Genomic DNA, 19,488 nt, shown 5'->3' with positions numbered 1-19,488 from the left:
ATGCAGGACCGATGGCCGCCCGCCCATCGCATCTATCGCGCCGCACAGGCGTTGTGGCTGTCACCACCAGCTTCGAGCTGCGTCACCGTGAGCCCGGAGAACGTCGCGCGGCCGTGTTCGGCAAATACGGCGACGCGGTCCGCATCGAGCGGCGGGAAGATCAGGTCGGTGAGCGCGACACGGCCGCCGTTCGCGAACACTTCCACCGAACCGTGATCGACGACGATCTCGAGCCGCAACTGCCCGTGCTCGAGCGGCAGGTCCACGATGTGCTCTTTGCTGAACGTGTCGGCGAAATTGGTTTCGCCGGACTGCGAGCGGTCGAGCGTCAGCGTGCGCTTTGCCGTGTCGTACACGATCCGGGTGCCGACCGAGCCATCCGCCGAGCGCCGGACGATCAGGCCGGCACGCGCCGCGTGCTGCGGCGCGAGCGTGACCGTGATGCGCTGGATGACGCCGCGCGTCGCGGCCGACAGCGCACGTGTCGTGGAATCGACCGCGAGATCGCCTTCATGCACGGCGGGCCTGCCGTCCGCCCAGGCGTCGAATGCGGCGGCCGGCGCGACCACGAGCGTCGGTTCGCCGTCGATCGTTTTCAGCGACAGTTCGCGCGGCAGGGTCGTCGCGCCGCGCCACGGCGCGGTCGGCGCTTTCGCCGCGTAATCCCAGTTGCTCATCCACGCGATCGCGACCGGCCGTGAGCCGGGCGCGCCCGAGAAGGTGCCGGCTGCGTAGAAGTCCGCGCCATGGTCGACCCAGCGGAATTGCGCGGGATCGGAGCCGGCGGGCGCAATGCGGTCCGGTGTAAACGTGCGGCCGTCGAAGTCGCCGACGAAGTACATCGCGCCGGAGCCGCCGGCGATCGACCACGGATTGACGTTGACGATCATGACCCACCGGATGCGGGCGGGGTCGCCATCGAGCGGCAGCGGCACGAGGTCGGGCATTTCCCACAGCGCGCCGTCGTGCGGCACGCCCGGCCGCGTGAAGTCGCTCAGGAAATTCCAGTGGATCAGATCGTCCGAGCGATAGAGCTTCACGACGTGCGCATCGGCGACGACCGTCGTCATCAGCCAGTAGCCGCCCGGCGCATACCACGACACTTTCGGATCGCGAAATTGCTTCGATTCCGGATCGAGCGTCAGCACCGGATTGCGTGCGTACGGCTGCCAGGTCGCGCCTTGATCGAGGCTGTACGCCAGCGACTGCGCCTGGACGCCCGGCGCGTGACCGGAGCCTGCCTTGTACACGCTCGTATAAAGCGCGACGAGCGGCGTGTGGCCCGGCTTGCCGAGGCCGGACGTGTTGAGCGTGTCGGCGACGATCGAGCCGGAGAAGATTTCCTCCGTCGCGTTCGCGCGCATCGCGACCGGCTGCTCGCGCCAGTGGACGAGGTCGGTGCTCGTCGCGTGGCCCCACGACATGTTGCCCCAGTCGCGGCCGAGCGGATTGTATTGATAGAACAGGTGATAGCGGCCGTTGTCGTAGACGAGCCCGTTCGGGTCGTTCATCCAGTTGCGCTGCGGCGTGTAGTGGAGCGCGGGCCGCCATTGCGGCGTGTCATGTTCGGCCGGTGCGTGGCAAGGCGCGGCAGCGACCTGGGCGCAGGCCACGCAGGCGAGCAGCAACCGGGCGACCCGGACGGAAAAGCGGAAAGACGTCGATATCATGCGGGGTCCCGTGCTCCGCCGTGCAAAGCGGGAAAGGAGGGCACAACCGCTTTCAACGGCGGTGTGCGCGATGGATGGAAGAAAAAAGAGGAGGCGCACACGCGACACGCGCGATACGCGCCTCCTTAACCCCGTGCCTCTACCAGCGTGCGTTATTGTTGGTTATCCTGATTGCCCTGGCTGTTGCTGCCACCGGTCGCGGGCAGGTTCGCGGGAATGTCGCCGTAGCCGCCGAGCCCGCCGCGTCCATAGGCGCGATCGACCGCCGTCGACGTGCCGTTGATGTTGACCTTCACTGTCGGCGCGAGCGTGCCGCCGCGGCGTGGGCCGATCGCATCGATGAACGACTCGACGAGCCCGCCCGGCATCACGTAGTGCGAATACGACTGGAATTCACGCGGATTCTGGTTCGGATCCTGCGAATACGGCGCGCCGGCCGGCGCGGAGAAGTCCGTCGGGTTGCCGAGCACGAGGCCGCTGCCGCCGTTCAGCGGCAGGAAGTCGCTGCGGATGCCGTTGCCGACGAAGCCGTACACGCCGTCCGGCCCGTCGACGCCGGCCGCCATCGTCGTGCGGTGGCTGATCGTGAACAGGTAGTACTTGCCGTCCTTCAGGTAGATCTGCGGGCGCTCGGTCTGGTCGTCGACGCAGTTCGCCGACAGGATCGGCGGCAGGAACTTCCACTCGGTCAATTGCGGGTTCGTCGCGATCGCCAGGCCGACATTGGCCTTTTGATACACTGCGCCCGAATTCATCACCGCGTTGAGATCTTCCTTGTACGGATCGTTCGGCGCGTAGCCGAGATCCGCGTTGGTGCAGGTGCGTGCGCCGCGCGGGCCGCCCGTGTTGCCCTCGAAGACCATGTAGGTCTTGCCCGGGTGCGCGGGATCGGTGAACACGAACGGGTCACGGAACGAGAAGTAGGTGTTCTGCTGGCCGGACTGGTAGTAGTTGCCGTCCGGTTGCAGCAGCGCCTTGTGATCGTCGAAGCCGGAGAACCAGACGTGCGTGGCGTCGGCGTGGATGTGGCCGTCGGCGCGCGTGATGATCGCCTGCGGCGGCGTGATGTCGGCGCCGCCGGGCGCCGAGCGGTTGAACGACGTCGCGGTGTAGTAGAGGCTGACGTTGTCGCCGTGCGTGAGCCGGGCGGATCCCGACCATTCGGCGTTGTTGGTCATCGGCGCGGTGCCGAACACCTTGGCGCTTGCGCCGTCGGGGAACAGGTGGCCGCCCCAGGTCCAGCCGCCGTTCGCGGGGCGCTGCGACGCGGGGATGCCCGCGCGACGGTAGAAGAAGCCGATGCGCGCATGGACGTGACGGTCGTCGAACGTGTAGCCCGCATGCGGATCGGCGGTGAGCGAGAAGATCACCTCCCAGCCCTTGTAGCTGAGCTGGTTCGCGCGCAGGTCGGCCAGCGGCCATGTGTCCCACACCCATACGTTCGAGTTGATCAGCGGGAAATCCTGCGGGATGTCCGGCATCGTCAGCGCTTGCGGCAGCGAGTTCTTGTCGGCACCGGCGGTATGCGACTGCGCGACGATCTGGCGGATGTCCGCTCGCGTCCAGCGCATCGTGAAGTTGCCCTCGGGATCGTAGGCCTGCTGCGTATGGGGCGTGGGCAGGGGCGCGCCCGTGCCGCTGGACTGCGCATGCGCGACGGACGCGAAGGCGGCGAGTGCGCCGCCAGCGAGCAGCAAACGTTTGGTCGCGATCGGGCGGAAAAGGGGAAAGTATGTCATCTCGTCGTTGTTTCCTGGCTAGGTGAAAGTGAACGGCTGAGTGGGCATCGATGTCCAAACCGGTTTGGATACTATTTCAAACCGGTTTGGAACGCAAAAGATATTTATTTGACGGTAATCGTTACCAATTGGAAATAATTACCCGGTCGGCGCGTCCCGCACGTCGGGCGGCCGGGCGGATCGGCGAATGCGAGGAACGACGGTGAAGGTGAATCTGAAGGCGCTCTCGGACGCGCTCGGGCTGTCGCGGACGACGGTCAGCCGCGCGCTGAACGGTTACGACGACGTCAGCGAGGCGACGCGCGAGCGCGTGGCGCGGGCCGCGCGGGAAATGGGCTATGTGGCGGATCCGACCGCGCGCCGGCTCGCGACCGGGCGGGCGGACGTGATCGGGATCGTCTATCCGTTCGGCGCGGGCGATCTCGGCGATCCGCGTTTCGGCGAGGTTGTCGCGGGCATCACCGAGCGGCTCGCGGAACGCAATCTCGATTTCATCATCGCGTCGGCGCGACCGAACGCGGAACTGGACACCTATCGGCGCATCGTCGACGGCAAGCTCGTCGACGGGCTGATCGTCGCGCGCACACGGGTCGACGATCCGCGCATCGCGTACCTGCAGGCGAGCGCGTTTCCGTACGTGGCCTACGGCCGGACGCAGGTGGCCGAGCCGTATGCGTGGTTCGATTTCGACAACGAGGGCGGCGCGCGGGACGCGGTGCGTCGACTGACGGCGTTCGGGCACCGGCGCATTGCGATGATCAGCGCGCCGCTGGCGCTGAATTTCGCCGCGCAGCGCCGTGCAGGCTATCTGTCGGCCCTGCGCGAAGCCGGTGTCGAGCCGGATCCGGCGCTGATGGTCGAGTGTCCATTTACGCACGACGGCGGGTGGCAGGCGGCGCGGGCGCTGCTCGCGCGCACCGAGCGGCCGACGGCGCTGCTGGTCGACAACAATATCGCGGGCGGCGGCGCGTTTCGGGCGCTCGTGGACAGCGGGCTGCGCCTGGGCGAGGACATGTCGCTGATCGTCTACGACGGCGTGCCGCCGAACCTCGCGCATCCGTATCGCGTGACGGCGGTCGTGCAGCCGACCGGCCACGCGTCGGGGCGCGCACTGGCGGAACTGATGCTGCGGCTGCTGGGCGACGGGGTTCGCGAGCAGCGGCTCGAAGCACCGGCGATCGAGGCGGGTGACACGGACGGTCCATTGCGCGGCTAGCCGCGGCGGCGCGGGTGAGGGGCGCGAGCGACGGCAGGTGCCGGCGGATCGCGCGCCGCCGAAAAGGCCATGACGAAGGCAGGGGTTACTAGACGACCGGTCTAATCCAGGGCTATCATCCGTTCCCATGAATGCGACGACGTCCGCGGCGCAGGCAACGAAGACGCGAAAATGCCATTTGAATGCCATTTCGCGCTGCGATGCTGGTGGTGCAGCAAGACGCCGTCGTTTCATTTCGAATTGTTCTAGACGACTGGTCTAATAGGCGCAAGCCGCATTCGGATACACGGGTCGCACGTTGACGCGTCACAGCTGACTAACCCACAGGCGTGCCGCGCCCACCGGCCGGATTTGCCGGCCGAGCGGCCCCGTTCCCGTCATCCATTTTTCGAAGGAGTGTCCGATCATGAAGATTCTGGTTGTCCTGACCTCGCACGACACGCTCGGCGACACCGGCAAGAAGACCGGCTTCTGGCTCGAGGAACTGGCCGCGCCGTACTACACGTTCAAGGACGCGGGCGTCGAGCTGACGCTCGCGTCGCCGAAGGGCGGCCAGCCGCCGCTCGACCCGAAGAGCAATGACCCGACGGCCCAGACCGACGCGACGCGCCGCTTCGACGCCGATGCGGAGGCCAAGGCCGAACTGGCTTCGACGCGCAAGCTGGCCGACGTGTCCGTGGACGACTACGACGCCGTGTTCTACCCGGGCGGCCATGGCCCGCTGTGGGATCTCGCCGAGGATCTGCATTCGATCGGCCTGATCGAGCGCGCGCTGGCGGCCGGCAAGCCGGTCGCGGCGGTGTGCCACGCGCCGGGCGTGCTGCGTCACGTGAAGAATCCGCAGACCGGCGAATCGGTCGTGCGCGGCAAGCGTGTGACGGGCTTCACCAACAGCGAGGAAGCGGCTGTCGAACTGACGGAAGTCGTGCCGTTCCTCGTCGAGGACATGCTGAAGACCAACGGCGCGGAGTTCGAGCGCAGCGCCGACTGGGCGCCGCATGTCGTCACCGACGGGCTGCTGATCACGGGGCAGAACCCCGCGTCGTCGGAGCCTGCCGCCGAGGCGCTGCTCGCGCAGCTCGGCCGCCGTTGAGCCCAGGGCGCCGGCCGGGCCGGCGCCATCCCCGTATCCGTCGCCGGGCGCAGGCCGGCCCGTCGACGGCCTGAATCGATCCGTCGTGCAGGTTGCACGACGCGTTTCCCGTCGTTTTGCAGAACCAAGCAAAGGAGCCGTGGATGTCTGCCCTGTTCGAACCGTTCAAACTCAAGGATGTCACGCTGCGCAACCGCATCGCGGTGCCGCCGATGTGCCAGTACGTCGCCGAGGACGGCGTCGTCAACGACTGGCATCACGTGCATCTGGCCGGCATCGCGCGTGGCGGTGCGGGCCTCGTGATCGCCGAGGCGACGGCGGTGTCGCCGGAAGGGCGCATCACGCCGGGCTGCGCGGGGCTGTGGAACGATGCGCAGGCCGAAGCGTTCGCGCCGTCGGTCGCGGCGATCAAGGCGGCCGGCGCGGTGCCCGGCATCCAGATCGCGCACGCGGGCCGCAAGGCGAGCGCGAACCGTCCGTGGGAAGGCGACGACCATATCGCCGACGGCGATCCGCGCGGCTGGCAAACCATCGCGCCGTCGGCCGTGCCGTTCGGCGCGCACCTGCCGAAGACGCCGCGCGCGATGACGCGCGACGACATCGCACGCGTGCAGGCCGACTTCGTTGCGGCGGCGAAGCGCGCGCGCGACCTGGGCTTCGAATGGCTCGAACTGCACTTCGCGCACGGCTATCTCGGCCAGAGCTTCTTCTCGGTGCATGCGAACCAGCGCGACGACGAATACGGCGGCTCGGCCGAGAACCGCGGCCGCTTCCTCGTCGAGACGCTGGCGGCCGTGCGCAAGGTGTGGCCGGAGCATCTGCCGTTGACCGCGCGCTTCGGCGTGATCGAGTACGACGGCCGCGACGAGGAGACGCTCGCCGAGTCGATCGCGCTCACGCAGCGGCTGAAGCGGGAAGGGCTCGACATGCTGAGCGTGTCGATCGGTTTCTCGACGCCCGACGCGCAGATCCCGTGGGGCCCGGCGTTCCTCGCGCCGATCGCCGAACGCGTGCGCCGCGAGGCCGGGCTGCCGGTGTCGTCCGCGTGGGGGATCGACACGCCGCAACTCGCGAACCGCGTGGTGGCTGAGGAGCAGCTCGATCTCGTGATGGTCGGCCGCGCGCATCTGGCCGACCCGCACTGGCCGTACTACGCGGCCAAGCAACTCGGCGTCGAGCGTCCGTCGTGGACGCTGCCCGCACCGTACGCGCACTGGCTCGAGCGTTACCGGAGCGCCGACAAGGTGGCCTGAGCGGGCGGGGCACCGGGGCGGCGCGCGCATCCCATGCGCCGCCGATCCGGCGCCGATGGATAGAATGGCGGTTCGCGCAGGCCGGTTGCCTGCGCGAACCGCCATTTTTTTCATTTCGACAGAGGTGCCATGGGCGCACATGTCCCGTCGTCTCCCGAGCCCGCCGCACGGCCGCGCACGCAGCAGGTTTCCCGCGCCGTGCTGGTTGCGGCGCTGCTGGTGATCGCGCTGTGGGTGATCCGCGATTTCATTCCCGCCATCGCGTGGGCCTGCGTGATCGCCATCGCGATGTGGCCGATGCTGAAGCGCTTCGAATCGCACCGGCTGTTCCGCAACCGCCCGACACTCATCGCGCTCGTCATCACGGCGGCGATCTCGTTGCTGGTCGTGCTGCCGGTGGCCGTCGCGGCGACCCAGGCGATCGGCCAGGTGCATGACCTGCGCGAGTGGCTGCGCACGATCCAGGACAACGGCATCCCTGTGCCGGACGTGGTCGCCCGGGTGCCTTACGGCGCGGCGCAGATCACCGAATGGTGGCAGGCCAACCTCGCCCATCCGCTGCATGCGGCCACCGCGATGCACAGCGTCAACAGCGAGAAATTCCTCGCGTTCGGCCGGCAGTTCGGCACCAAGCTCGCGCACGCGCTGCTCGAATTCGGCTTCATGCTCGTCACGCTGTTCGTGATCCTGCGCGCCGGCCACAAGCTGTCGGGGGCGCTGCTGCAGGGCGCACGGCGCGCGTTCGGGCGCAGCGGCGCGGAGCTGATCGAGCGGATGGTCGCGGCCGTGTTCGGCACGGTGACGGGGCTCGTCGTCGTCGGGCTCGGCGAGGGCGCGCTGCTCGGTATCGCGTATGCGCTGGCCGGCGTCCCGCATGCGGCGCTGCTCGGCCTCGTCACGGCCATTGCCGCGATGCTGCCGTTCTGCGCGCCCGTCGTGTTCTGCGGCGCCGCGCTCTGGCTGTTCGTGCAGGGCGCGACCATGTGGGCCATCGTCGTGGCCGTGCTCGGGTTCGTCGTCGTGTTCGTCGCCGAGCACTTCGTGCGGCCGGTGCTGATCGGCAGTTCCGCGCGGCTGCCGTTCCTGCTCGTGCTGTTCGGCATCCTCGGCGGCGCCGAGACGTTCGGCCTGATCGGGCTGTTCGTCGGCCCCGCGCTGATGACGGTGCTGACGATGCTGTGGGCCGAGTGGATTGCATGACGCTGCGCGCCGGGGCGGCGGCATGAAGCGGCGGTACCGATGCGTGTTCACGCGCGCATCGGCCGCCACGACGGGCGCCGATCAGGCGGGTGCTGGAGCATGCAATGCAAGGATTCGGATAAAGATCTCTACATTTCTTTTCGATCCGGACCCAAAGGTCGAGTAGCATGGCGCTTTCGATCACGCCGGCATGGCGCAGCAGATTTCACCAAGCATGCGATTGATTTCGATGTCCCGTCCCGCAGCGACGCTGTCGCTGGCCGCCAGCTGCCTGATGTTGCACGGTTGCGCGTGGTTCGACGCGTGGCTGCCATTCTCGTATTCGCGCACGCCGCTCGCGAGGGCCGCGTCGCGGCACGGCGCGACGCGCGCCGATGTCGTCCGGGCCGCCGGCAATCCGCGCAGTGTCTGGATGGTCCGCAGCGGCAACGGTGTCTGCTACAACTACTTCATCGAGCACGGCAACGATCACCGCGAGTATTTCGTCGTGTTCGACCGGGCCGGCGTCGTCACGCAATACGGCTTCGATTCCTGCATGAACGCCGACCGCAAGGGCACGCTCCAGCCGGGCAAGGCCGCGTCGCGCTAGCGCGGCGGCGGCCGTGCCCGCCTGCCGTCAGGCGATCGTGTCGACCACGCCGCCGTCCACCCGCAACGCGGCGCCCGTCGTTGCCGACGCGAGCGGCGAGCACACGTAGACGACCAGATTCGCGACTTCCTCCGGCGTCGCCGGCCGCTGGATGATCGAGCTCGAGCGGTGGTTGCGCACGAAATCCACGGCCACGTCCTCGACACTGCGGCCGGTTTCGTCGGCCGTTTCCTTCAGCAGCGCCCGCACGCCGTCCGACATCGTCGGCCCCGGCAGCACCGAGTTGACCGTCACGTTCGTGCCGGCCGCGAGCTTCGCGAGGCCGCGGGCGATCGACAGCTGCGCGGTTTTCGTGAAACCGTAGTGAATCATGTCGACCGGGATGTTCAGGCCGGATTCCGACGAAATGAACACGATGCGCCCGGCATTGCGTTCGATCATCCCCTTCAGGTAATGCCGCGCGAGGCGCACGCCGGACATCACGTTCATCTGGAAGTAATGTTCCCATTCGGCGTCGTCGATGTCGAAGAACGCCTTCAGGCCGTAGATGCCCGCATTGTTGACGAGGATGTCGGCCGCGCTCGTGTGCTGCGTGACGCGCGCAACGCCGGCGGCATCGGACAGGTCGGCCGCGACGCCGTCGAAGTCTGCATCGGGGAGGGCGGCGCGCAGGTGTTTGAGCGCGGACTGCACCGATGCATCACTGCGGCCATTGACGACGACGCGCGCGCCGGCGCGTGCGAGCCCTTCGGCGATCGCGAGCCCGATGCCGGCGGTGGAGGCGGTGACGACCGCGGTCTTGCCTTTCAGATCGATATGCATGTGCGTGACGGGAGAGGAATGAACGGAATCGCTGCGAGTGCCGCGGCGGACGGAATTCAAAGCTTAGGCGAAACGGCGCGATCCGGTATTGAAGCTGCAATCCGCCGATCCGGTTGCGCGGCGCCGCACAGTCTTGTACGGTGAGCGTTCGCCATCCGAACCGGGAGCCCGCCGCGTGAGCCGTACCGCCAACCGATCCGTCGTCCCGTCGCCGTTCTGGCGTGACGCCGCGCTGCCGTTCATCGAGGCGCGCACCGTCGACGACGGCCGCGCGATCTGTTACGCGAAGCACACGCACGACACGTTTTCGGTGGGCGCGATCGTCGGCGGCACGAGCACGTACGTGAACGGCCCGACGAACGCGCACGTCGGGCGCGGCGTGCTCGTGATCATCGATCCGGAACAGGTGCATGCGTGCAATCCGTACGGCCCCGACGCATGGGCGTACCGGATGGTCTATGTCGACGTGCCGTGGCTCGCGCGGCTTCAGCATTCACTGGGCCGCGATCCGAACAGCGATTTTCACGGCTTTTCGCAGAAGTTGACGGAGCGGCACGACCTGTTCGCGCAATTTGGCGGCTTCTACCGCACGCTCGTCGCACCCGGCGTCGATCCGCTCGGCAAGGAGAGCGCGGCGGTCGAGTTCTTCACGGCGCTGCACGGCGCGCTCGATCGCGACCTGCCCGGCCCGCGCGCCGGGGACGACAACGCCCGGCTCGCGCGCGCGGCCGACTACATCGCCGCGCATTGCCGCGAGGGCGTCACGCTCGATGCGATCTGCGCGGCGGCCGATCTGTCGCCGTCATACCTGATCCGCGCGTTCAACGCCCGCTACGGGATGACGCCGCATGCGTTCCTGATCGATCGCCGCGTGCAGTACGGCCGCACGGAGCTGCGCCGCGGCCGGCCGATCGCCGACGTCGCGCTGGACGCGGGCTTCGCCGACCAGGCGCATTTCCAGCGCGCGTTCCGGCGGATCGCGGCGGCGACGCCTGGTCAGTACCGCAGCGCGACGAGCTGAACGGCAAGCGCTACACGTCGAGCAGGAAGAGTGCGCTGCCCGCGAGCAGCAGCGCCATCAGCCGGTTGAACACGCGCATGTGCCGCGTGTTCGCGAGCCGGTGCCGCAGCGACGCGCCCGCATACGACCAGCACGCGATCGACGCGAAACAGATCACCAGATACAGCGCGGCGAACTGCCAGACCTGCGTGCGGTCGCCATCGGCCGCATAAGCGCCCATCGCGGCCACGCACGCGAGCCACGCCTTCGGATTCAGCCATTGCATCGCCGCACCGGCCGCCGCCGACGGGCCGGCCACGTCCGGGTCGGCCGACAGCCGGCCGTCGTCGAGCGCGAGCCGCAGCGCCATATACAGCAGGAACGCGATCCCCGACCATTGCGTGACAGTGGTCAGCACCGGCCAGCGCGCGAGCGCCGCGTGCAGCCCGAGGCCGATCAGCAGGAACAGCGCGACGAAGCCGAGCGTCGCGCCGGCCGCATAGCGCAGGCTCGCGCCGAGGCCGTGGCGGGCGCCGGCACTGAGCGCGACGATGTTGACGGGGCCGGGGGTGATCGACGAGGCGAGCGCGAACGCGGCCATCGAAACCAGCATGCTCATTGGGTGTCTCCATGCGAAAGGTCGAAAGTCGCATCGAGACTACGGGCGCCGCGCGGGCCCGTATTGAAGAAAACTGCCCTCGTCGGGCGGCCGCGCGGCCGCCGTCAGTGCAGCGCGCTCGGCGCGTGCGCCGGCCGGGTCTCGTGCCGGTCGGCCGGGGGCAGCGGGCCCCCGGCGCAGGGTTTCGTCGAGACCGAGAAGCCGAACGTATTGATGCCGCCCGAGCACGCGACGAATACGCTGCCGCCGTGCATCTCGGCGACGGCCTTGACGATCGACAGCCCGAGCCCGTGGTTCTCCTTGCTGTTCGCGCGGGCTTCCTCGAGCCGGTAGAAGCGCTCGAACACGTGCGAACGCCGCGCCGGGTCGATCGGCTCGCCGGGGTTCGCGACGGACATTTCGACGAGCGTGTCGCGACGCACGATCGTCACGCTGACAGTCGCGCCGGGCGCCGAATGCTGGATCGCGTTGATCAGCAGGTTCGTCATCGCACGGCGGAACAGCGACGGATCGACGGCTGCGCGCGCATCGCCGTGCAGCTCGGCGCGCAACTGCGCTTCGTCGAGCGGGATTTCGAGGAAGTCGAGCATGCGCCGCACTTCGTCGGCGAGCGACACGTCCTTCAGGTCGGTCGCGCGTTCGCCGCGGTCGCTGCGCGACAGGAACAGCATGTCGTTGATGATCACGCGCAGCCGCTCGAATTCCTCGAGGTTCGACTGCAGCGTCCGCTCCATCCGCTCGACCGTGCGGTCGCGGCTGGTCAGCGCGACCTGGGTCTGGCCGATCAGGATGCTGACCGGCGTGCGCAGCTCGTGCGCGACGTCCGCGTTGAACGCCTCGAGCCGCGCGTAGGTTTGCTGGATGCGGTCGAGCGCTCCGTTGAATGACGTGGCGAGGTCGCGCAGCTCGGGCGGCAGCGCGTCGGTCTGCAGCCGCTGGCGGCGATTCGCGAGGCTGATCGCCGAGGCGTCCTGCGACAGCCGGTCGAGCGGCGCGAGCCCGAAGCGGGCCACCGCGCGGCTCAGCAGCAGCGTGATGATCGTGGCGATCGTGATCAGCCCGGCGAGCGTCCAGCCGAAGCGGCGCAGCATCCGCTGCGTGCGCTCGCACGAGCTGGCGACGGTCAGCTTCAGCACCGGCCGCTCGCCGTTGCCGGCCACCATGACGGTCTTCGTCATCACGTCGTAGGTGCTGTGGTTCAACGCATAACGCTGGAACGCGCCGAACGGTGCGCCGACGGGCACGCCGTCGACGGGCGTGCCGAAGCGGAAATCCGGATTCGGGCTGTCGACCTGGTAGTGCGTCGAGCCGTCGGGCGGTTCGAGGTCGGCGAGCTTTTCCTGCATGAGACGCCCGCGCATGGCCGTGGTCGCATGCGACACGATCATCTCGGCGACCTTGGTGCGCGTATCGAGCGTCGCGCGCAGCTCGGCGAACAGCTGGCGCTCCATCATCACGAACAGCCCGCAGCCCACCAGCGTGAACACGAGCAGCGACACGATGCCGAACATCGCCGACAGCCGCAGGACGATCGAGCGTTTCATGCCGGCCTCTCGGTGTCGCCGTCCTCGCGCGCCTCGAGCACGTAGCCCATGCCGCGGATCGTGTGCAGCAGCTTGTCCGTGAACGGGCCGTCGAGTTTCGCGCGCAGGCGCTTGATCGCCGTTTCGACGACGTTCGCGTTGCTGTCGAAGTTCACGTCCCACACGAGTTCGGCGATGGTCGTCTTCGACAGCACCTCGCCGCTGCGCCGCGCGAGCACGCCGAGCAGCTGGAATTCCTGCGCGGTCAGGTCAAGGCGCGTGCCGTCGCGCGTGGCACGGCGGCCGATCAGGTCGACGCGCAGGTCGCCGATCGAGATCAGCGTCGATTCCTGCACGCGGGCGCGGCGCGTCAGCGCGCGCAGCCGCTCGATCAGCTCGAGGAACGAAAACGGCTTGGTCAGGTAGTCGTCGGCGCCGCCGCGCAAGCCCCGCACGCGGTCGTCGACGCGGTCGCGCGCGGTCAGCATGATGACGGGCGTCTGCTTCTGCGCGCGCAGTGCACGCAGCACGCCGAAGCCGTCCAGCTTCGGCAGCATCACGTCGAGCACGACCACGTCGTAGTCGAATTCGACGGCTTTCCACGCGCCGTCCTCGCCGTCGAGCGCGGTGTCGACGACCCAGCCTTCCTCGGTCAGGCCGCTCTTCAGGTATTCAACGACTTTCGGTTCGTCTTCGACGATCAGGACTTTCATGTTCGAATCCGTTGTCCGGGTAATCCGGTTAAGGGCTGGGGCGCGCCGCGGCCGGGGCTGGCACCGGCGCTGCCGTGGCGACCTCGGCCGGCGCGGGGTCGCCCGCGGCTTGGCCATCCCAGCCGCCGCCCAGCGCCTTCGCGAGAAACACGACGAGCGCCGCGCGCTGGCCCTGGATCTGCACGGCCTGCCGCTCGCTCGTCAGCAATTGCTGCTGGGCCGTCAGCACGTCGATGAACGGCGTCAGGCCGCCCGCGTAGCGATCCTGCGCGAGCGACACGAGCTTGCGCGCGTCGTCGACGGCCGCGGCGGCCTGCTGCGCGGCGTCGGCGAGCACCGACAGTCCCGTGACCGCATTCTGCACCTCCTGGAACGCGGTGAGTACGGTCTGCCGGTAGCTGGCCTGCGCGGCGACATAGCCGGCCTGCGCGAAATCGACGCCGGCCTTCAGCTTGCCGCCTTCGAACAGCGGCTGGCTGAGCGACCCGCCGACCGACCACAGCAACGCCGGCACGGTGAACAGGCCGGCGAAGCGCGTCGCGTCCCAGCCGATATCGGGCGACAGCGTGATGCGCGGGAAATACGCGGCGCGCGCGACGCCGATCTGCGCATTCGCGGCGGCCATCGCGCGCTCGGCCGACGCGACGTCGGGGCGCCGCTGCAGCACGTCGCTCGGCAGGCCGGTCGGCAGCGCCGGCGCGTTGATCGGCACGACGCGCGGCGCGATCGAGAAGGCGGGGGCCGGCGTGCCGACCAGCGTCGCGATCGCGGTCTCGACCTGCACGCGCTGCTGGAGCAGCAACTGCGCCTGCGTGCGCGTTGCGTCGAGCTGCGCGCGCTGCTGCAGCAGGTCGAGGCCCGACACCGCACCGAGGTCGTGGCGCGCGCTCACGTAGTCGAGCGCCTTCTGCTGGAGGTCGATCGAGCGCTTGACGACGTCGATCTCGGTGTCGAATTCGCGCAGCGCGAAATAGCTCGACGCGAGATTGGCGGTCAACACCAGGCGCGCGTTCGCGAAATCGTCGCCGGCCTGCTCGGTGGTCGCCTGCGCCGATTCGACGCTGCGCCGCACGCGGCCGAACAGGTCGAGTTCGTAGCTGACGGCCGCGCCGACCTGGATCTCGTTCTGCACGGTCGACATGCTTTTCGTCGCGTAGTTGGTCTGCGGCCGGTCGGCGGAGATCTTGAAGCGCTGGCCGCTCGCGTTCAGGCCGACGGCCGGATACTGCGCCGACGCGACCGACGCGAGGGTCGCCTTCGCTTGGTCGTAGCGCGCGGCGACGGCTTTCAGGTTCTGGTTGTTGCGCAGCGCGTCGGCTTCCAGCGCATCGAGCTGCGGATCGCCGAACGCGGTCCACCATGCCGGGTCGAGCGGCGCGCGGGCCGGCGCGGCCGGATGCCAGTACGCATCCGCCGGGTCGAGCCGCCACGCGGCCGGCGTGTCGACAGCGGGCCGCCTGTAATCGGGGCCGACCGTGCAGCCGGCGAGCGCGGCGGCGAGCGCAACCGACGTGATGGAGACGGCGGCAGGCCGCCGGCGGACGCGCAGCGCGATCACGACTTCGCCTCCGCGGCGCCGGAGGCCGGCTTCGCGGCCGGCGCCGTGACGATCACCGGGTCGCCGTTCGCGAGCGCGTCGCTCGGGTTCGTGACGAGGCGGTCGTTCGGCGTGAGCAGGCCGTCGACTTCGAGCGTTTGCCCGATCGTGCGCACGACCGTCACCTGCTTCAGGCGCACCCGGCCGTTCGCGTCGACGGTGGCGACCGTCGGGCCCTCGGCGCGGAACAGCAATGTATTGGCCGGCACCTGCAGGCGGCCGACCGGCGTCATCGGCAGCGTCGCCTGCACGTACGCGCCGGGCAGCAGCTTGCCGTCCGGGTTCGGCAGCGTGATCTCGATCTGCAGCGAGCGCGTCGCGACGTCGATCGCCTCGGACGTGCGCGTGACCGTCCCGTCGAAGGTCCGGCCCGGCAGCTCGGCCTGCGCGACGCTCACGTGCTGGCCGACCTTCACCTGCTGCGCGTACGCCTGCGGCACCTGCACGTAGAGGCGCAGCCGGTCGGCCTGCACGACCGTGAACAGCGAGCGGCCCGCGTTGCCGGAGCTGACGAGATCGCCCACGTCGACGTTGCGCTGCGTGACGATCCCGTCGATCGGCGCGGCGATCCGCTGGAAGCCTTTCAGCTCGGTGAGGCGGCGCATGTTGGCATCGGCCGCCGCGAGGTTCGCGGTGCCCTGGTTGAACGCGCCTTGCCGGTCGTCGAGTTCCTGCTGCGAGACGGCATCGCGCTGGCGCAACTGCTGCGCGCGGTCGAACGACGTCTTCGCGAGCGCGAGCGCGGCTTGCGCCTGCTGGCGCTGCGCGGTGGCCTGCGCGAGTTCCTGGTTCAGCTCGGGCGTGTCGAGTTCGGCGAGCGTCTGGCCCTGCTTCACGTGCGCGCCGATGTCGGCCTGCCAGCGCAGCACGTAGCCGCTCGCGCGGGCGTAGATCGGCGCCTCGACGAAACCGCGCAGCGTGCCGGGCAGCGTCAGCTTGCCGCCGGTGGCCGCATCGACCGGATGCGCGACGGTCACGTACTGGCGCGTGTTCTGCTCGGCGACCGCGTCGAGCCGGTTGTGGTTCAGCACGTTGACGACGACCGTGCGCGCCGCGCCGGCGGCCAGCAGCACGCCGATCACGATCAGGACGATTTTCCCGCGTCGCGACACCGACGACCGTGTCGGCAGGTGCATGCCGTGTTCGTCCACCTGGATGCCGACCGCGCTGTGATGTTTCTCTTCCATGAATTCAACCAAATCAACCGGGTAGTGGGACGAAAGTCAGTGGCCGGCCTGGCGCGCACGCCGGCGGGCCAGCCGCGCATGCACGCCGCCGAACACCAGCGGCACGAACAGCAGGGTCGACACGGTCGCGAACAACAGCCCGCCGATCACCGCGCGGCCGAGCGGCGCATTCTGCTCGGCGCCTTCGCCGAGGCCGAGCGCCATCGGCACCATCCCGATGATCATCGCGAGCGCCGTCATCAGCACCGGCCGGATCCGTGTCGCGCCGGCTTCCAGCGCGGCCGTGAGCGGCGGCGCGCCGTCGGCGAGGCGCTGGCGCGCGAACGACACGACCAGGATGCTGTTCGCGGTCGCGACGCCCACCGTCATGATCGCGCCCGTCAGCGCGGGCACGCTCAGGTGGGTGCCGGTGATGAACAGCATCCAGACGATGCCGGCGAGCGCGGCCGGCATCGCGCTGATGATGATCAGCGGGTCGAGCCACGACTGGAAATTGACGACGATCAGCAGGTAGACCAGCACGATCGCCATCGCGACGCCCGCGCCGAGGCCGATATACGACGTGCGCATCGTCTCGATCTGGCCGCGCATCGTCAGCTCGGTGCCGCGCGGCAGCGTCGCGCGCGCACCGGACACGATGCGGTCGATCTCGCCGGCCACCGCGCCGAGGTCGCGGCCTTCGACGCTCACGTACACGTCGATCGCCGGGCGGATGTTGTAGTGCGTGATCACGGCCGGGTTCGCGGTGCTGCGCACCTGCACGAGGTTGCCGAGCAGTTGCAGCGGCATGCCCGTGCGGCCGCTCGCCGAGATCGGCGTGCCGAGCAGGTCGTCGACCGACGAAATGTTGTATTGCGGGGTCTGGATCTGCAGCGGGTACTGGACCCCGGTGCGCGGGTTGATCCAGAACGACGGCGTGGTCTGAGAACTGCCGGACAGCGAGATCAGCATGTTCTGCGCGACGTTCTGCGCGGAGAGATTGAGCTGCTGCATGCGCGTACGGTCCATGTCGGCCAGCAGGGTCGGTTCGTCGTTACGTTGCAGCACGTGCACGTCGACGGCGCCGGGGATTTGCCTGATCTTTTTCATCAGGCTGCTCGCGATAGTCATGTTACTCGCGAGATCGTTGCCGAGCACCTGCAGGTCGATCGCGGCCGGTTGGCCGAAGTTGAGGATCTGCGTGATGATGTCCGACGGCTGGAAGAAGAACTCGACGCCCGGGAAGCGCTCGGGCAGCACTTGGCGCAGCGTCTGCACGTAGTGCTGGGTCGCGCGGTGGCCGGGCTTCAGCGCGATCAGCAGCTCGCCGTCGAGCGTGCCGATCGTGCCCGCGTTGCTGTACGACAGGTTGATGCCGCTCACCGGCAGGCCGAGGTTGTCGACGATCGCGCCGAGTTCGTCAGGCGGCACGGTTTGGCGGATCACGCGCTCGACCTGGTCGGCGAGGCGCGCGGTTTCCTCGATCCGGTAGCCGGTCGGCGCGCGCATGTGCAGCCGGATGTTGCCGGAATCCGCATTCGGGAAGAAGTCGCGGCCGAGCACGAACACGAGGCCCGTCGACAGCACGCAGAAGCCGAGGAAGCACATCGCGTAGAAGCGGCGGCGCACCAGCAGGATGCTGAGCAGCACGATGTACCACGCGCGCAGCCGCTCGAACGCCGCGTTGAACGCATGATGGATGCGCGCGAAGCGCGACGTCGCATGGCCGGCGCCGGTGCCCGCCTGCTGCGGGCGGAACAGCAGCATCGCGAGCGTCGGCACCAGCGTGCGCGACAGCACGTACGACGCGAGCATCGCGAACACGACCGCTTCCGCGAGCGGCACGAACAGGAAGCGCGCGACGCCCGTCAGGAAGAACATCGGCACGAACACGATACAGATGCACAGCGTCGACACGAACGCGGGCACCGCGATCTCGCCGGCGCCTTCGAGGATCGCGTCGTGCAGGTTCGTGCCGAGATGCAGGTGCCGCTCGATGTTTTCGATGGTGACGGTCGCATCGTCGACCAGGATCCCGACCGCGAGCGCGAGCCCGCCGAGCGTCATGATGTTGATGGTCTCGCCGAGCGCGGACAGCGCGATCAGCGACGTGAAGATCGACAGCGGAATCGAGATCGCGATGATCAGCGTGCTGCGCCAGTTGCCCAGGAACAGCAGGATCATCATCGCGGTCAGCACGGCGGCGATCAGCGCCTCGTGGATCACGCCCTGGACGGCCGCGTTGACGAACACCGACTGGTCGAACAGCGGCGTGATCGTGAGCCCTTCGGGCAGCGTCGGGATCACCTTCGGCAGCAGCGCCTTCAGGTCCGACACGACCTTGAGCGTCGACGCATCGCCGCTTTTCAGGATCGAGATGAGCACGCCGCGCTGGCCGTTCTGGCGCACGACGTTGGTCTGCGGCGCGAAGCCGTCGCGCACCGACGCCACCTCGCGCAGGTAGGTCGTCGCGCCGTTGATGGTCTGGACCGGCAGGCTGCTGATGTCGGCGACGGTGTCGGCCGAGGCGTTCGTGTCGATCCGGTATTCGGTCTGGCCCATCTTCGCGGTGCCGGTCGGCAGCACGAGGTTCTGCGCGTTGACCGCGTTGACGATGTCGGCGGGCGTGAGCCCCTTCGCCTGCAGCGCCTGCGGATCGAGGTCGATCGCGACCACGCGCGTGCGGCCGCCGTACGGGAACGGGATCTGCACGCCCGGCACCGTGATCAGCTGCGGGCGCAGGAAGTTGAGCGCGATGTCGGCGAGCGACTGTTCGCTGAGCGTCTTGCTCGACAGCCCGAGCTGGATCACCGGGATGCTCGACGCCGAATAGGTGATCACGAGCGGCGGCGTCGCGCCTTGCGGCATCTGCCGCACGATCGCCTGCGCGGACGAGACCGTCTGCGCGATCGCCGTCTGCACGTTCGCGCCCGGCTGCAGGAATACCTTCACGACCGCGATGCCGGGCAACGACGTCGATTCGACGTGCTGGATGTTGTTGACGGTCGTCGTCAGGATCCGCTCATGCACGGACGTGATGCGGTTCGTCATCTCGGTCGCGGAGAAGCCGCTGTAATTCCAGATGACGCTGATCACGGGAATGTTGATCGCGGGCAGCACGTCGACCGGCGTGCGCATCAGCGCAAGCGGGGTGGCCAGCACGATCATGATGGCCATCACGATGAACGTGTAGGGGCGCTTGAGCGCGAGATTGACGATCCACATGGAGGCAGCGGGACGGGCGGTGATCAGGCGTGGGTAAAGGGCACCCGAATGATAGGCGTCGGC

The 19,488-nt window shown here is 68.6% G+C and carries 15 protein-coding genes; 6 read left to right on the top strand and 9 right to left on the bottom strand.

The window, feature by feature from the left end; translation table 11 throughout:
• Nucleotides 1–32 precede the first annotated feature (32 nt).
• Both CFB45_RS23435 and CFB45_RS23430 read right to left on the bottom strand, forming a co-directional pair.
• A complete protein-coding gene (locus CFB45_RS23435) occupies nucleotides 33–1,670 on the bottom strand; it encodes a glycoside hydrolase family 32 protein (protein WP_089427601.1) in 1,638 nt (545 codons plus the stop codon).
• A gap of 152 nt (nucleotides 1,671–1,822) precedes the next feature.
• A complete protein-coding gene (locus CFB45_RS23430) occupies nucleotides 1,823–3,409 on the bottom strand; it encodes a glycoside hydrolase family 68 protein (RefSeq protein ID WP_089427600.1) in 1,587 nt (528 codons plus the stop codon).
• A 187-nt stretch (nucleotides 3,410–3,596) separates the two neighbouring features.
• Between CFB45_RS23430 and CFB45_RS23425 the strand changes: the two genes are divergently transcribed.
• From CFB45_RS23425 to CFB45_RS23405, 5 genes are all read left to right on the top strand, one after another.
• Nucleotides 3,597–4,625 (top strand): substrate-binding domain-containing protein, encoded by a 1,029-nt coding sequence (locus CFB45_RS23425; RefSeq protein WP_089427599.1) that lies wholly within the window; start codon nucleotides 3,597–3,599, stop codon nucleotides 4,623–4,625.
• Nucleotides 4,626–5,031: 406 nt separating this feature from the next.
• Nucleotides 5,032–5,718 carry a type 1 glutamine amidotransferase domain-containing protein gene (locus CFB45_RS23420; protein WP_089427598.1) on the top strand — a complete coding sequence of 229 codons (687 nt, stop codon included), beginning with the start codon at nucleotides 5,032–5,034 and terminating at the stop codon, nucleotides 5,716–5,718.
• Between the two features lie 143 nt (nucleotides 5,719–5,861).
• Nucleotides 5,862–6,971: an NADH:flavin oxidoreductase/NADH oxidase gene (locus CFB45_RS23415; protein WP_089429107.1), complete on the top strand. Its 1,110-nt coding sequence runs from the start codon at nucleotides 5,862–5,864 to the stop codon at nucleotides 6,969–6,971.
• A gap of 129 nt (nucleotides 6,972–7,100) precedes the next feature.
• The gene (locus tag CFB45_RS23410) at nucleotides 7,101–8,171 is read left to right on the top strand and encodes an AI-2E family transporter (protein ID WP_089427596.1); all 1,071 of its coding nucleotides are present in this window, start codon (nucleotides 7,101–7,103) and stop codon (nucleotides 8,169–8,171) included.
• 214 nt (nucleotides 8,172–8,385) lie between these two features.
• Nucleotides 8,386–8,760: a hypothetical protein gene (locus CFB45_RS23405; protein ID WP_089427595.1), complete on the top strand. Its 375-nt coding sequence runs from the start codon at nucleotides 8,386–8,388 to the stop codon at nucleotides 8,758–8,760.
• A 27-nt stretch (nucleotides 8,761–8,787) separates the two neighbouring features.
• Here CFB45_RS23405 and CFB45_RS23400 read toward each other — a convergent pair whose 3' ends face one another.
• On the bottom strand, nucleotides 8,788–9,582 hold the full coding sequence (locus tag CFB45_RS23400; protein ID WP_089427594.1) for an SDR family NAD(P)-dependent oxidoreductase: 795 nt from the start codon (nucleotides 9,580–9,582) through the stop codon (nucleotides 8,788–8,790).
• Between the two features lie 175 nt (nucleotides 9,583–9,757).
• Between CFB45_RS23400 and CFB45_RS23395 the strand changes: the two genes are divergently transcribed.
• Nucleotides 9,758–10,603: a helix-turn-helix transcriptional regulator gene (locus CFB45_RS23395; RefSeq protein ID WP_089427593.1), complete on the top strand. Its 846-nt coding sequence runs from the start codon at nucleotides 9,758–9,760 to the stop codon at nucleotides 10,601–10,603.
• A 10-nt stretch (nucleotides 10,604–10,613) separates the two neighbouring features.
• On the opposite strand, the gene CFB45_RS23390 is transcribed toward CFB45_RS23395, so the two are convergent.
• The 6 genes from CFB45_RS23390 to CFB45_RS23365 all read right to left on the bottom strand — a co-directional run bounded on the left by CFB45_RS23390 (nucleotide 10,614) and on the right by CFB45_RS23365 (nucleotide 19,425).
• Nucleotides 10,614–11,201, bottom strand: coding sequence for a LysE family translocator (locus CFB45_RS23390; protein ID WP_089427592.1), 588 nt, complete (start codon nucleotides 11,199–11,201; stop codon nucleotides 10,614–10,616).
• 104 nt (nucleotides 11,202–11,305) lie between these two features.
• On the bottom strand, nucleotides 11,306–12,745 hold the full coding sequence (locus CFB45_RS23385; protein ID WP_089427591.1) for a heavy metal sensor histidine kinase: 1,440 nt from the start codon (nucleotides 12,743–12,745) through the stop codon (nucleotides 11,306–11,308).
• A complete protein-coding gene (locus tag CFB45_RS23380) occupies nucleotides 12,742–13,437 on the bottom strand; it encodes a heavy metal response regulator transcription factor (RefSeq protein WP_011355331.1) in 696 nt (231 codons plus the stop codon). The genes CFB45_RS23385 and CFB45_RS23380 overlap by 4 nt, the downstream gene beginning before the upstream one ends.
• Nucleotides 13,438–13,465: 28 nt before the next feature.
• On the bottom strand, nucleotides 13,466–14,986 hold the full coding sequence (locus CFB45_RS23375) for an efflux transporter outer membrane subunit (protein ID WP_089429106.1): 1,521 nt from the start codon (nucleotides 14,984–14,986) through the stop codon (nucleotides 13,466–13,468).
• A 5-nt stretch (nucleotides 14,987–14,991) separates the two neighbouring features.
• Entirely contained in the window at nucleotides 14,992–16,221 is a 1,230-nt protein-coding gene (locus tag CFB45_RS23370) for an efflux RND transporter periplasmic adaptor subunit (RefSeq protein ID WP_089427590.1), read from the bottom strand.
• Between the two features lie 36 nt (nucleotides 16,222–16,257).
• Nucleotides 16,258–19,425, bottom strand: coding sequence for an efflux RND transporter permease subunit (locus CFB45_RS23365; protein WP_089427589.1), 3,168 nt, complete (start codon nucleotides 19,423–19,425; stop codon nucleotides 16,258–16,260).
• Nucleotides 19,426–19,488 lie beyond the last annotated feature (63 nt).

Origin of the sequence: Burkholderia sp. HI2500, from assembly GCF_002223055.1 — a bacterium.
Taxonomy (GTDB): Bacteria; Pseudomonadota; Gammaproteobacteria; order Burkholderiales; family Burkholderiaceae; genus Burkholderia.
Note: the sequence above shows the minus strand (reverse complement) of the source record. Positions and strands in the feature narration are given on the sequence as shown.